We start from the raw sequence: 13,420 nt of genomic DNA, 5'->3' as shown, positions 1-13,420 counted from the left end.
TGAAAGTGGTTTAAAATGAAGACCTTAGAAAACAGGTTGATGATGAAGCGAGCTTGGCGAAGCTTCAGAATAACCTAATAACTTTAGGAGCGAAGCAAGATTTCACATCTTGCGGAGTGGTCTTCAGGTTTGCCTTAGCGAACCGATACCTCTAAAACTTATCTCCAATATTCAAGGCAAGCTTAAATATGAGATGGTTACTTTAGGAACGAACAGGGATTCATTCCCTGTGAGTGGTCTTCAGATTCACGTTAGTGAATCGAGTTCAAAATAATGAAAGCCCTTAATTCAAATTCATCATCAAATATTTAAACCGCACATCTTCAAGTTCGCGTTCTAAGCGATGATTTTCTTCCTTGAGTAAATTTTCTTGGGTTTGGAGCTTGGCGATGTCCCGACTGACATAATAAATATTGCTCGCAAGATAAATTTTTGGCAACAAAATAACGAGCGAAAATATCAAAACCATATAAGCACCAAACAAGGCATTCACGCCCAAGCCTTTGCCTCTGTGTTCTTCTGAAAGCAATTCTTCTTTTTCCCCCTCATCGATACGATAATATTTTTCTTCCAAATGCTGCATTTTTAGTCCTTAAAGGCAAAAGCCCGAAGTTTTGCGCTCCTAGCTCGGGGGTTTTGATTGATTTCATCTGGGGAGGCGATTTTGGGTTTTTTGGTGAGGGAGACGCCCCGAGCGTGGTTAGAGCCACACTCGCATTTATAAAGCGAAGTATCACAAATACAAGATTTTCCCCATTCTTTAAAAGCATTTTTTACCATCCTGTCTTCTAAAGAATGAAAAGAAATAACCGCAAATACTGCCCCACGCAGGTTTCCCGCCATTTTTAGCAGTCGCTCAAGCTCACCTAGTTCGTCATTGACTTCGATGCGAATCGCTTGAAAAGCTAGTGTGGCAGGGTGGATTCTGGGATTTTTGAAATGTCTTTGCAAAAACTCGCTCAATTCTTTAGCGGATTCAAAAGGCTTTTTATCACGTTGCGTAGCAATCAACGTAGCCATTTTTTTGTATTCCCTAATCTCGCCATAATCACGAAAAATCCTCTGGAGCTCATAGGCAGAATAATGATTTATCACCACCTGCGCATTGAGGCTCGATTGCTTATCCATCCGCATATCAAGCGTATCAGAGCCAAAGCCAAAGCCCCGCTCTGGGCTATCGAGCTGCAAAGAACTCACGCCAATATCAGCCAAAACGCCCTTGACACGCTCGCCATACGTATCCAAAATCTCCCCAATCTTCTCGCCAAATCCCCCGCTCACACAGACAAAACGATCGCCAAATTTTTGGAGGCGATTTTGTGCAAATTCCCTTGCTTGGGCGTCTTTGTCGATACCGATGATACAAATATTGGGATTATTTTCCAACAGAGCGTGGCTATGCCCGCCAAAACCCAGCGTGCAATCGATGATAATCCCTGAATCTATACGGGCAAACACCTCAAGAACATCATCTAACAAAACCGGGATATGTGGCGGATTTGTCATCTTTAGATCCTAGCCACCCCACTAGCAACAGCAGCGTCCGCAACGGCTTTTGACACCCTTTCTTTGAGGCGAGAGTCAAAGGGTGAGGGCACGAGATATTCCCTACCAAAAACCAATTCGCGATTATGTATCTTTTGGAGTTCGGGTTCTACAGGCTCTCTAGCAAGCTCAGAAAGCGCTTTTGCAGCGGCAAATTTCATCTCTTCGTTGATTTTTTTTGCCCGCACACTCAAAGCACCTTTAAAGATATAAGGGAATCCCAAGACATTATTGATTTGATTGGGATAATCGCTCCTCCCCGTAGCAACAATCGCATCGGGGCGTGCCTTATGCACGACTTCAGGGAGGATTTCAGGGATGGGATTACTCATCGCAAAAATGAGCGGGTTTTCATTCATCCCCATAATGTCTTCAGGACCTAACAAATCGGCTTTGGAGAGACCCAAAAACACATCAGCGCCATTGAGTGCTTCACGATAGCTTGCATAAGGGGTGTTTGTCAAAAATTCTTTTTTGATTTCGCTCAGATCATTTCGCCCTGAATGGATCACGCCCCGACTATCAAACATCACGATTTCGCCCACACCCAAAGCCCGATACATCTTTGCACACGCAATCGCTGCCGCCCCAGCCCCGCTGATAACCACACGCATTGATTCGATCGGTTTTTTGATGATAAATGCCGCATTAATGATAGCAGCGGTTGAAATGATAGCCGTGCCGTGCTGGTCATCGTGCATTACAGGAATATCAAGTGCCTCTACCAAGCGTTCTTCTATCTCAAAGCACTCTGGGGCTTTGATGTCTTCAAGGTTGATACCGCCAAATGTCGGTGCGATGGCTTTCACAGCAGCCACAAACGCATCAACATTTTTTTCATCGACTTCAATATCAAATGCGTCAATATCGGCAAACGCTTTGAATAAAATCGCCTTGCCCTCCATCACGGGTTTGGAGGCTTGCGCCCCAATATCGCCTAGCCCCAAAACCGCCGTGCCGTTGCTGATGACACCGACTAGATTGGATTTGGAAGTATAATCATAGGCTTTGAGGGGATTTTTTTGGATCTCTTTACACGGGATAGCCACGCCCGGAGAATACGCCAAAGACAAATCATCCTGATTTTTTAGGGGAGTTTTTGCGACAATTTTTAGCTTGCCACCTTGGTGGTAATCGAGTGCTTTTTGATACTGGGCTTGGAGTTTTTGATCCATTTTATCCATAAATTTTACCTTTTTATAAACTAAAACCGAATTTAAACAAATAAATACTAAAAATAGCATTAACCCATTGATTTTTTGAATCGTTTTTTCATCAATTTTTCATCGATTTTTATGGCGGGATTTTAGAAATAATAAACAGCCCATTGTTTTTTATTTATTTTACTAAACAAATATTTTTTTACTATTGCAGAAAATTAATAAAAAGCACCCAATAGATGGATGATTTTATCAAGCCAGTAGTATATTCTTAAAATACACAATCTTTAGACAACCCAGCCATAAAAGTCGATGACCCTATCGCAACAGGCATAACGATAAGCCGAGTTCTGTCGGGGGTGGTTATTTATCTGGGAAGCATTTCACAATGCCCCTCAAGCGAAGAACTAAAAATGAGACATCAACCATACTCTTCTTGCTGCGGATTGGGTTTGCACGGACGAATCCAATCGCTTGGATTCCGGTGAGCTCTTACCTCGCCATTTCACCCTTACCCGCTAGGGGCGGTTTAATTTCTGTTGCACTTTCCCTTGGCTTACGCCAGCCATTCGTTAAATGGAATCCTGTCTCTGCAGCTCGGACTTTCCTCTCCCAAGCGTTCTTTGGGAGCAACCACCTGTTATGCCTGCGGGGTGATTTTAGCCAAAACCAACTTAAACCCCACATATCGGTTCAAATACATTTGATGCTTTTTAAAGCTTAAAAAATATTTTAAAATCCAAAGTTTCAGTGGTATTATATGCAGTGTAGTATATAATCCACAATACCATATAATCTAAGGTTTTAAATGCCAAAAGAACTTTCTATCAAAGATATAAAAAATACTATTTTTGAAGGTGACTGCATAGAAATTATGCGTAAATTTCCTGATAATTCCATTGATATGGTTTTGTGTGATTTGCCATATGGCACAACACAAAACAAGTGGGATAGCCTTATTAATTTAGATGATTTATGGAAAGAATATAATCGCATAGTAAAACTTAATGGAGCCATTGTATTAACATCGCAAGGCATATTTACTGCAAAACTCATATTATCAAATGAAAAGGACTTTAAATATAAAATCATATGGGAAAAATCAAAACCTACGAATTTTTTGAATGCCAAAAAACAGCCACTTAGAAAATATGAAGATGTTTGTGTTTTTTATAAAAAACAACCCACATATAATCCACAGATGAAAAAGGGTAAACCCTACAACAAAGGTATTCGCAAAAATCAGCTTACAGGAAGCTATGGCGATTTTGATCCGCAACTCGTTAAAAGCAATGGGGAGCGTTACCCCACCGATGTGGTTTATTTTAAAACAGCAGAGAGCGAGGGCGAAGTTTTGCACCCTACCCAAAAACCTGTTGCATTAGGTAGATATCTGATTAGAACATATACTAACGAGGGTGATTTAATACTAGATAATACATTTGGAAGTGGCAGTTTCTTAGTGGCGGCAGCACTTGAAAATAGAAATTTTTGTGGCATAGAGAAAAATCAAGATGTAGCACTATTTCAAAAAAAAAATATAAATTATATTAATATTGCAACTCAAAGGCTTGCAAAATTTGGTTACTTTGCAAAGGTTGTAAGATGAATAATAAAAAAATAAATTACAATGAACGCTCTTGGGGTATCGATGTAATTAGCCAAATCAATATCTATTGTTCTCAAAATAATTCACCAATAAAACGAGCAGGTGGAGAAATAACAATCAAGGGTAGGAAAAACCTATTCCCCGATGTTGTGCTATATGGAGATGAGCTTACAGGCTCTATTATACAGGGTTGGGAGCTAAAAATGCCTGATACTTCCATTACAGATGGCGATTTTATTGATAATGCAAAAGCAAAAGCCCAAAGATTATGCCTAAACTCTTTTTTGTTATGGAATGTAAAAGAGGCGATTTTGTATACAAAGCAAGATGATGATTTTATGGCTGACAAGAATTGGGTCATACCAAATATTCAAACACGGGACGATGTTTTAAAAAATGAAGCAAGTTGGAAAGGGTTTTTAGTAGAAATTCTAGTTTATCTTAGCAATCTATTTTTAAAAAATGAGCATAAGTCTGTCGAGTTTTTAGAGTTAAATTCTTATTTTTATACAATAACACTGAATAAATTTAATCTACCACTTGCTTCGCATTTTACAAGTCTTTCTGTCAAAAATTATGATTTTGAAATAGAACTAGATGAGTGGATTAAAGAAAATTCGATGCAAAACGAGCACGGTGGGAACAAGTATGTTTTGCTAGCAGAATTCTCTATCTTATCTTGGCTTAATCGTATCTTATTCTCCCATTATCTAAAAACATTTAATGCCAATGCAAAAGCCATTGATACTTTAAATACAAATTCCAGCATTCAAGAAGTTATTGATACTTTTAATACAATAACTATAAAATGTGACTTTATGAATATTTTTATGTCAAATTTAGCAGATAGATATATTAGTGATGATTTTTTTGAATACCTAATGCAGTTTAATGCCCTACTAAAAGACTTTTGGCTAGATAAAATAGATAGCATATATTTTCATAAGGTCATAGATACTGCACTTTCTTATTCAAGAAAAAAAATTGCAGGTCAATTTTCCACACCTTTAAATTTGGCTAGATATTTAACAGAAATCACAATCAAAGACAGAACAGCAGACGCAATTGATCCTTGCTGTGGTAGTGGCACAATAGCAAAAGCGATTTATGAAACCAAAAGAAGTAGTGGCGAAAATCCAAAAGATGCTCTTAATAAAATTTGGGCAAGCGATAAATTTGCATATCCATTACAACTATGCTCTCTTGCTTTATCTGACCCTCTGGCTTTGGGTTGTGTGGTTCAAGTATTTAAAGAAGATATATTTTTATTAAAAGAAAATTTAGAAATTTCTTTTATTGACCCATATTCAGGGCAAAACATTATAAAAAAATTACCAAAAATGCACGCTGTCGTTTCGAACTTGCCGTTTGTTCGCTTTGAGGTAGCACAAACACCCAATGCTGACTTATTAAGCTATTTTGCAAATAAAGGATTATTGTCGAACAAAAGAGCCGACCTATATACTTACATTATTGTTCATTTAAAAGAACTGGTTGAAAATGGTGGTCGCATAGGCGTTATTGTTTCAAATTCTTGGCTTGCGACCAAATGGGGTAATGATTTTAAACTGGTGCTTACAAAACATTTTAAAATACTAAAAATAATATGCTCTGCAAAAGGACGCTGGTTTAATAATGCTGATGTTGTAGCTACGTTACTTATTTTAGAAAATTCTACAATGTCGAAAAATGACAATATAGAATTTGTTACGACAAATACTCATATTAAAGACTGGAATTCTAGCGTATTAAAGGAAATGATAAAAGCTACACTAAGCTCAAAACTTAATTCAAAACATATCACAAAACAGATACTTACTTTAAGCGAAATTAAAAAAATTAATTCGTTTGGTATTTCTTGGAATGCTTTGTTTTCAGATTTTTCTTGGTTTTTATCAATAGCTAAAAATCTTACTAAGGCTTCAGATTTTATAAATTTTACTCGTGGGGAGCGCAGAGGGTGGGACGATATGTTTTATCCACAGCGACCGCACAAAATAGAAAGCGAGTATATCAAACCTGTTTTACTTAACTCCCGTGGCTTAGATAGTCTTGTTGTATCAGCAAACAAAGAAGCTTTTTGTTGTTCTGTATCGCTATCAGAGTTGAAAAATAAAGGGGATTTGGGAGCTTATGGTTGGATTTTAAAATTTCAAAATGTTACAAATAATAAAAATAAGCCACTACCAGAAGTTTTAAAAAGAAAAAGCCATTTATGGTATGAGATGAAACCCATTTCCCTAGCTGATATGGTTATGTCAGTAAATCCCGATAAAAAATTGTGTGTTTATAGATTAAAGGAACGCTCCTTTGTTAATCAGCGACTAATTGGGCTAAAAGCAAAAGATGATGCTCAAAAGGACATATTGCATGCATTATTAAATAGTGCAATATGTATGCTATATATTGAAAGTATAGGATTTGGTAGGGGGCTAGGTGTTTTAGATTTAAACGCCACGAATATATCAAAAAATCTACATATCCTGAATCCAAGACTGCTAAGTGATGAGAGCAAAGCCATTATAATGGATAAATTTAAACCACTTGCACAAAGAAAACCTTTAGATTTGCCCAAGGAGCTACAATCAACGGATAGAATAGGGTTTGATAATGCTATTTTAAATGCTTTTGATATCGAGGTAGATTTGTCAATAATATATGAAACACTATTAAGTGTTTATAATATTAGAAAAGCCATAAATAATTAAGATTAAAAACAAATATTAGATACCACTTACATAGATGAAGTAATAAAAATCAAACAAAAACTGACTAACATATGCAAAGAGTGCAAAATTTCACAGACAGAATTTGCTAGGCTACGTATAGGACAACGAAATTTAGCTAAGTTTGAGTTTGACAGTAATCCAAAATCCACCAAACTAAAAAAATTATAGAAATTAAGTTTTAGCTCACTAATAACAAGATTGAAGTATTTACTGATAATAATAAGTTTCTAAAAATTATATATATTATAAAATAGTATAATTTAAAGTATTAATTTATATACAAAATGAATATTAATTGCGAAATATTCAATAGAATTTTAAAATATAGTCTTTCTATAATAGATACACCCTATCATAATACTACAAAAACCCAGAAAACTGCGATAACGCTATGGGTAAATACAACCCCGTGCAATCATCAAAGATTTATGCTATCATATTAAAGAAATTATTTACAATAACATCATTTTAAAGATACTTTTAAGGAATCCAAATACCAGTATGCAAGAACAAGAATGCCAGCCCATCGCTATCTCTATTATCCTTGCTTCCAGACAAATCAGAAATTATTTTAGTCAAAAACTCCGCCCTTTTAATATCGGCTTTGAACAAATCGGTATCCTTGCTATCTTAGAACAACAAAGTCCGCTCAATATCACCGAACTTTCCCATATCATCCTCAAAGACAAAGCCACCATATCCCGCACGATAGAATCATTGTGCAAAAAAAATTTTGTTAAAAAAATTCAAAACAAAGAAGATAATCGCATTACAAAAATCAGCATCACCCCTAAGGGAATCAAAAAGCTAGCCGTCATCAAACAAAATAAAGAAATGATCGTTGATGTATTTTTCCAAAATATTTCCGACGCAGAGAAAAAAGAATTTTTGAGGATTTTAGAAAAAATCATCGGGGCTTTGAACTAGATGGTGGCACGATGTGTTTTTATAGTTGGCCTCATCGCCATAGCGCTTAGTGCCAAGCCTATCTATGTCAATACCCAGCCTATCGAAAGCGGGACGTTGCAAAAACAAGAGGTTTTTATCGGCAGTATCCACTTCAAAGAAATCTCTAATATCGCCTCCCAAACGCAAGGTGTGGTCAAAAAAATTTATTTCCATATCGGGCAAAAAGTCAAAAAAGGTCAAAAACTCTTTAGTCTCAATGATGATTTGCTCCAAAAAGATATCCAGATCAAAAAAGCCAAACTCAAACAAGCCCAATACGCCCTAGAAAGACAAAAAAAAGACTTGGCACGTTATAAAAATCTCCTCGATAGCCAATCAATCCCGCTTCAAGAATACGAAAACCTCGAATACCAACTCAAATCCCAAGAAGCCAATATCCTCGCTTTGGAAGCTGAGCTTGAAATCTCTCAAGCTGAACTTGCCAAAAAAACCATTTATGCACCCTTTGAGGGGATTATCGTCGAGCAAAAAGTCCATATCGCTGAATGGGTAAATGTAGGCGAGCCGGTCTGCCAGATACTCAATAATTCCGATGTCGAGGTCATTGTCGATGTGCCTAGCTTTATTGCCAAAAATATCAAACCAGCCCAAAAAGTCAATCTTACGATCAATAACAAAAATTATCAAGGCAAAATCACCGCCCTTATCCCCAAAGTCGATACCCGCTCCCGAACCTTTCCTGTGCATATCGCAGTCAAAAATGACGGCAGTTTTTTGGATGGGATGGCAGCAGAAGCGCTCCTAGATGTCGATGGCAAAAGCGAAGGTTTTATCGTGCCACGTGATAGTATCGTGTATTATTTAGGGCATCCGAGTATTTTTATCGCCAAAGACAATCAAGCCGTTGTTATCCGTGTCGAAGTCCTCTCCGTGCAGGATTCCAAAGCCCTCATCAGAGGCAAAATTACCGCAGGTGAGCGGGTGATTTATCGTGGGCAAGACCGACTCCAAAACGGCAGTGAGATTAAGGAAAAAAGTCCCCCAAAAAAGAAATAAATAATGAGCTAAAATAAAAAAATGAAATCCATCCAATACTGCCTAAAAAATCCCGTTGTCGTGGTTGTCGGTGTGATTTTTTTGCTTCTTTTTGGAGGCATTGCCCTTTCAAAAATGCCCTACCAGCTTCTCCCCCAAGTTACTCGCCCCGTTATTAGCGTTTATACATCCTATCCAGGCGCAACCCCGTATGAAGTCGAAAAAGAAATCACTGACCGCCAAGAAAAATACCTCAAAAATATTTCGGGTCTCAGCACGATGACTTCGACATCACGAGATGGGATGAGTATTATCAATCTTGAATTTAATATCGATACCGATATGAAACTCGCTTTTTTAAATGTAAGTGCGAAGCTCGATGAAGTCAGGGGCTACCCCAAAAATATCGAAAAACCCATCATCAAAACCACAGGGGAGTCTATCCCCATCGCTGTGTATTTGTTTGTGCGATCGCTTGATGAGAAAAAACCCATCGGGCATCAAAAAAACTTCATCTATGATGATGTGATTAAGTATTATGAACGTCTCAAAGGCGTGGGCGAAGTCTATGTGAGTGGCGGGGAGAGCAAGCAGATACAAATTATCTTAGACACGCAAAAACTCGCTTTCAACAACATCACCACCGAAGAAGTCATCGCTGCGATTCAAGCCCAAAATACCAACATCGCAGGTGGGAGCATTGACTTTGATCAGCGCAATTATCGTGTCTCAACGATTGGTGAGTATCAAAATATCGCTTCCATCGGCAACACCGTGATAAAATCGCAAGGCAATCAAGTCGTTTTACTCAAAAATGTTGCTAGCATTATCCAAGGCTATGAAAGCATAAAAGGCTACAATATCCACAACAACGATGATGTGATCTCATTGCAAATCCGCCCGAATGCCGATGCTAATATCTTGGATTTGACCAATCGGGTCGAAAAACTCACCCAAAGCCTCAATAACAGCTTGATGAAAGAACACAACCTTGTGATTGATTGGGGGCGAGACCAGAGGCATTATATTGAGTCTTCTATCCAGCAGGTAAAAGAAAATATCTTTGCAGGTATCTTTCTAGCGGCATTGGTCCTATATCTTTTTTTGAGGAATTTTTCTTCACTCATCGTGGTGGCTTTGGTGATCCCCATCAGTATCATCGGTTCGTTTATCTTGCTAGAAGCATTTGGCAGGACGCTCAATGTCGTTTCTTTGGCAGGCATTTCTTTTGCCATCAGTATGATTATTGATAGTGCGATTGTGGTGATGTCTAATATCATCGCGCACAAACACAAGGGCAAGAGTGCCTATGATGCCGCATTTATCGGCACAAAAGAAGTCATCGGGGCGTTGTTTGCTTCCACCATCACGACCGTGGCGATTTTTATCCCTATTATCGGGCTAAAAGATGAAGCTGGCCAGCTTTTTGTCGATATTGCCCTCGCTTCAAGTAGCTCGATTTTGATCGCATTTTTTGTGTGTATTTTTGTGATCCCTGCCTTTTCTCTGACTTTGCTCCAAAAATTTTCAAAAACACCACAACGGCATATCCCCGCCCTCAAACGCCTCAATGATGGTATCGAAACATTGGGGGAAAAAATCGCTGCTCTTTTGATGGGCGCGCTCAATCGTTGCACGCAAAGCCTCAGGGCTAGAATCCTGACTATCACGATTTTTATCGGATTTTGTTGTGTGTTTAGCTTTTTTGCATTTCCAAAAACAGACTATCTCCCAAAAGGTTCTCAAAACTTCATCATCGGGTATCTCAATCCCCCACCAGGGCTTTCGCTTGAAGAAAAACATCGCATTATCAAAGAAATTTATGATGATTTCGAGCCATTTTTGAGTGCAAATGGCTATGAGCAAAAATCCGATCAAGCCCTGCCTGCAATCAAGGATTTTTTCATCAGCTCCGGGACAAATATGTATTTTTACCTAACTGCTCAAAATCCCAGCCTCGCCCCAGAACTCATCCCCTACGCCCAAAATGTCATCAACTCTATCCCCAATATCACCGGTGTCGTCCTCCAGCAAGGCATATTTAGCGGGGCGAGTGCGTCAAGTATCGACATCAATATCAATGGCAACGATCTAGCTTCTTTGCTCCAAACCGCCCAAGAACTCATCGCCAAGCTCAAAGCACAATTCCCTGATATGAGTATCCGTGCTGTCCCATCGCTAGAAATCAACAACCGAGAAATCAATCTCTATCCCGACCCCAGAGCCCTTGCGATGAATGGTCTCAATCCTGCCAATTTCGGGACAATCATCGAAGTAATGCTTGAGGGCAAAAAAATCTCTCAATACAAAAATAGCGATGGAAAAAACGTCGATATGGTGCTGAAATCTTCCCAAAACAAAAACAAATCCAAAATGTCGCCCGAAGACATATTGTATTCGCAAATCTATACGCCATATGGGGGCATATTGCCTATCAATTCGCTTGTGAGTATCAAAGATGAGCTTGGCGTTTCTCAAATCAGGCATTTTGAACAAAACCGCAATATCCTCCTCATCCTCAATCCCAAAAAAAACCAACCGCTTGAAAAAATAACCGATACTATCGAGCAAGAAATCCTCCCTGATATCCAAAAAAACACCAAAAATACCATCAAGCTTAGTGGCAATGCCGGCAAGCTCAATCTTTTAAAAACCGAACTTTTAGGCGGGTTTGTCCTCGCTATCATCATCACATACCTCATACTTTGTGCGCTGTATGCCAATTTTATCTACCCATTTATCATCATCTTGACCGTGCCATTTGCGACCACAGGCGGGCTTTTGGGACTCTATCTCACCGATCGCTTTATCGCCCCACAAAATCTCGATGTCATCACAATGCTAGGATTTATTATCTTGGTAGGCAGCGTGGTGAATAATGCTATCCTTATTGTGTATCAAGCCCGTATCAACTTCAAAGAATACGCAATGAACGCCCATCAAGCTGTTATTAACGCCACCCAAAGCAGGCTCGCACCTATCTATATGAGTATGCTCACAAGCGTTTTTGGATTGTTGCCACTGGTGTTGTTTGCAGGCTCTGGGAGTGAGATTTATCGGGGATTGGGGGCGGTGATTATCGGTGGGTTGTTGTTTGCGACCATCATCACGGTTTTTGTCATCCCAGCGTTGTTGTTATTTGTGATGAAAGACAAAAGGAAAGCATAATGAAGATTTGGGTTTTGTGGCTTGTTTGTTTGCAGGCGTGTTTTGGGCTCGATATACAAGAAGCCATCGCACAAGCGATCAAAAACAGCGATAAAATCAAATCCCAAAATTATCTATATGAAAAATCCCAGCACGACGCTAACGCCAAGCTTGCCACCTTAATGCCAAAGCTCGATTTTGGCTATATTTTTAGTTACAACATCCCGGGGGAGTCGCCAGATTATTTCCTCAATAGTTTTAATCTCACGGGCAGGTATAATCTTTTTAACGGGTTAAAAGATTATTACACCATCAAGGATTCCAAACAGGCGCAAAAAAGCCAAGAATACGCGCTTCAAACCCAGATTGCTGATGTGGCTTTGGAGACCAAAATAACTTATATATCGATTTTAAAAGCGATCGATACACTCCAAATCGCCCAGCAATCCAAAAAACTCCTCCAAGCCCAAAAGAAAAAAGCCCAGCAATTTTACAATCAAGGCTTTCGTGCGAAAAATGAAGTGTTGAGCGTGGAAGTTTTGATCGCTAATGCCGATATCACGCTTAAAAATAGCCAACTCAATCTGGAATATTTCAAAAACACTCTTAGCACGCTTTTAGGCATTCCCATCTCGCCTGCAGATCTCCAAGACATCGCTATCCCGACTGAAAAAAGCTTCAAAACAGAGGATATTTTGCAAAAAGTCTTATCTGAAAATCCCGACTACTTGCGATTGCAATCATTACTGCAATCGGCTGCTTTTGAAGTCAATATCGCCAAAGGGGCGTTTTTGCCCACGATCGATGCGGTAGCTTCAAAATTTTGGTATATCAATGGGGGCAGTATCGCACGCACGAGCTACGCACTCCAAAGCCAAGCAAGGATTGTTTTTTCTTGGAATATCTTTGATGGGCTTAGCGATCAGCATAATTATCAAGCAAAAAAGCTTTATTACCTCTCGTTGCTAAGCAAAATCAACCAGTCCAAAAAAGATTTGAGGATTCAAATCAATAAAATCCTCAATGAATTTGACCTTGCCAAAGAACAATTTAAAGTCGCCTCCATCTCGCTGAAGCAAGCTGAAGAAAACTATCGGATTGTTAATAACCGCTATAACCAAAATATTGCCACCTACACCGAGCTGTTAAATGCGCAATTTCTCCTCACTACCGCCAAAACCAATATCACCCAATCCAAATACGAGATCGCTATCTCCCTAGCTAAAATCGATCGATTGCTTAATACCAACTCCATCGAATCAGAAACCTCCCAAATAGAAAAATAA

General features: G+C 38.9%; 9 protein-coding genes and 1 other RNA gene. 6 read left to right on the top strand and 4 right to left on the bottom strand.

Annotation, left to right across the window (positions count from 1 at the left end; all coding sequences use genetic code 11):
- Positions 1–283: 283 nt before the first annotated feature.
- The 4 genes from BJI48_RS06410 to rnpB all read right to left on the bottom strand — a co-directional run bounded on the left by BJI48_RS06410 (position 284) and on the right by rnpB (position 3,354).
- Positions 284–583 carry a hypothetical protein gene (locus tag BJI48_RS06410; RefSeq protein ID WP_095333109.1) on the bottom strand — a complete coding sequence of 100 codons (300 nt, stop codon included), beginning with the start codon at positions 581–583 and terminating at the stop codon, positions 284–286.
- 2 nt (positions 584–585) lie between these two features.
- Positions 586–1,506, bottom strand: coding sequence for a 16S rRNA (cytosine(1402)-N(4))-methyltransferase RsmH (gene rsmH, locus BJI48_RS06405; RefSeq protein ID WP_095333107.1), 921 nt, complete (start codon positions 1,504–1,506; stop codon positions 586–588).
- 2 nt (positions 1,507–1,508) lie between these two features.
- Positions 1,509–2,720: a malic enzyme-like NAD(P)-binding protein gene (locus BJI48_RS06400; RefSeq protein ID WP_095333131.1), complete on the bottom strand. Its 1,212-nt coding sequence runs from the start codon at positions 2,718–2,720 to the stop codon at positions 1,509–1,511.
- Between the two features lie 308 nt (positions 2,721–3,028).
- An RNA gene (gene rnpB / locus BJI48_RS06395) (RNase P RNA component class A) lies at positions 3,029–3,354 on the bottom strand.
- Between the two features lie 159 nt (positions 3,355–3,513).
- On the opposite strand from rnpB, the gene BJI48_RS06390 reads away from it, so the two are divergent.
- From BJI48_RS06390 to BJI48_RS06365, 6 genes are all read left to right on the top strand, one after another.
- Positions 3,514–4,314 carry a site-specific DNA-methyltransferase gene (locus BJI48_RS06390; RefSeq protein WP_095333105.1) on the top strand — a complete coding sequence of 267 codons (801 nt, stop codon included), beginning with the start codon at positions 3,514–3,516 and terminating at the stop codon, positions 4,312–4,314.
- On the top strand, positions 4,311–7,022 hold the full coding sequence (locus tag BJI48_RS06385) for an N-6 DNA methylase (protein ID WP_095333103.1): 2,712 nt from the start codon (positions 4,311–4,313) through the stop codon (positions 7,020–7,022). Before BJI48_RS06390 ends, BJI48_RS06385 begins: the two co-directional genes overlap by 4 nt.
- Positions 7,023–7,544: 522 nt before the next feature.
- Positions 7,545–7,970 carry a MarR family transcriptional regulator gene (locus tag BJI48_RS06380; RefSeq protein WP_095333101.1) on the top strand — a complete coding sequence of 142 codons (426 nt, stop codon included), beginning with the start codon at positions 7,545–7,547 and terminating at the stop codon, positions 7,968–7,970.
- Positions 7,971–9,008 carry an efflux RND transporter periplasmic adaptor subunit gene (locus BJI48_RS06375; protein ID WP_095333099.1) on the top strand — a complete coding sequence of 346 codons (1,038 nt, stop codon included), beginning with the start codon at positions 7,971–7,973 and terminating at the stop codon, positions 9,006–9,008.
- A gap of 21 nt (positions 9,009–9,029) precedes the next feature.
- On the top strand, positions 9,030–12,155 hold the full coding sequence (locus BJI48_RS06370) for an efflux RND transporter permease subunit (protein WP_095333097.1): 3,126 nt from the start codon (positions 9,030–9,032) through the stop codon (positions 12,153–12,155).
- On the top strand, positions 12,155–13,420 hold the full coding sequence (locus tag BJI48_RS06365; protein WP_095333095.1) for a TolC family protein: 1,266 nt from the start codon (positions 12,155–12,157) through the stop codon (positions 13,418–13,420). Before BJI48_RS06370 ends, BJI48_RS06365 begins: the two co-directional genes overlap by 1 nt.

It is taken from the genome of Helicobacter sp. 11S02596-1, assembly GCF_002272825.1.
GTDB lineage: Bacteria > Campylobacterota > Campylobacteria > Campylobacterales > Helicobacteraceae > Helicobacter_J.
This window is presented reverse-complemented; position numbering and strand designations above follow the sequence as displayed.

Excerpts from the sequence above, each read along its gene's own strand:
- BJI48_RS06410 (WP_095333109.1), bottom strand. The coding sequence starts at position 583 with ATGCAGCATTTGGAAGAAAAATATTATCGTATCGATGAGGGGGAAAAA.
- rsmH (WP_095333107.1), bottom strand. The coding sequence starts at position 1,506 with ATGACAAATCCGCCACATATCCCGGTTTTGTTAGATGATGTTCTTGAG.
- BJI48_RS06400 (WP_095333131.1), bottom strand. The coding sequence starts at position 2,720 with ATGGATCAAAAACTCCAAGCCCAGTATCAAAAAGCACTCGATTACCAC.
- BJI48_RS06390 (WP_095333105.1), top strand. The coding sequence starts at position 3,514 with ATGCCAAAAGAACTTTCTATCAAAGATATAAAAAATACTATTTTTGAA.
- BJI48_RS06385 (WP_095333103.1), top strand. The coding sequence starts at position 4,311 with ATGAATAATAAAAAAATAAATTACAATGAACGCTCTTGGGGTATCGAT.
- BJI48_RS06380 (WP_095333101.1), top strand. The coding sequence starts at position 7,545 with ATGCAAGAACAAGAATGCCAGCCCATCGCTATCTCTATTATCCTTGCT.
- BJI48_RS06375 (WP_095333099.1), top strand. The coding sequence starts at position 7,971 with ATGGTGGCACGATGTGTTTTTATAGTTGGCCTCATCGCCATAGCGCTT.
- BJI48_RS06370 (WP_095333097.1), top strand. The coding sequence starts at position 9,030 with ATGAAATCCATCCAATACTGCCTAAAAAATCCCGTTGTCGTGGTTGTC.
- BJI48_RS06365 (WP_095333095.1), top strand. The coding sequence starts at position 12,155 with ATGAAGATTTGGGTTTTGTGGCTTGTTTGTTTGCAGGCGTGTTTTGGG.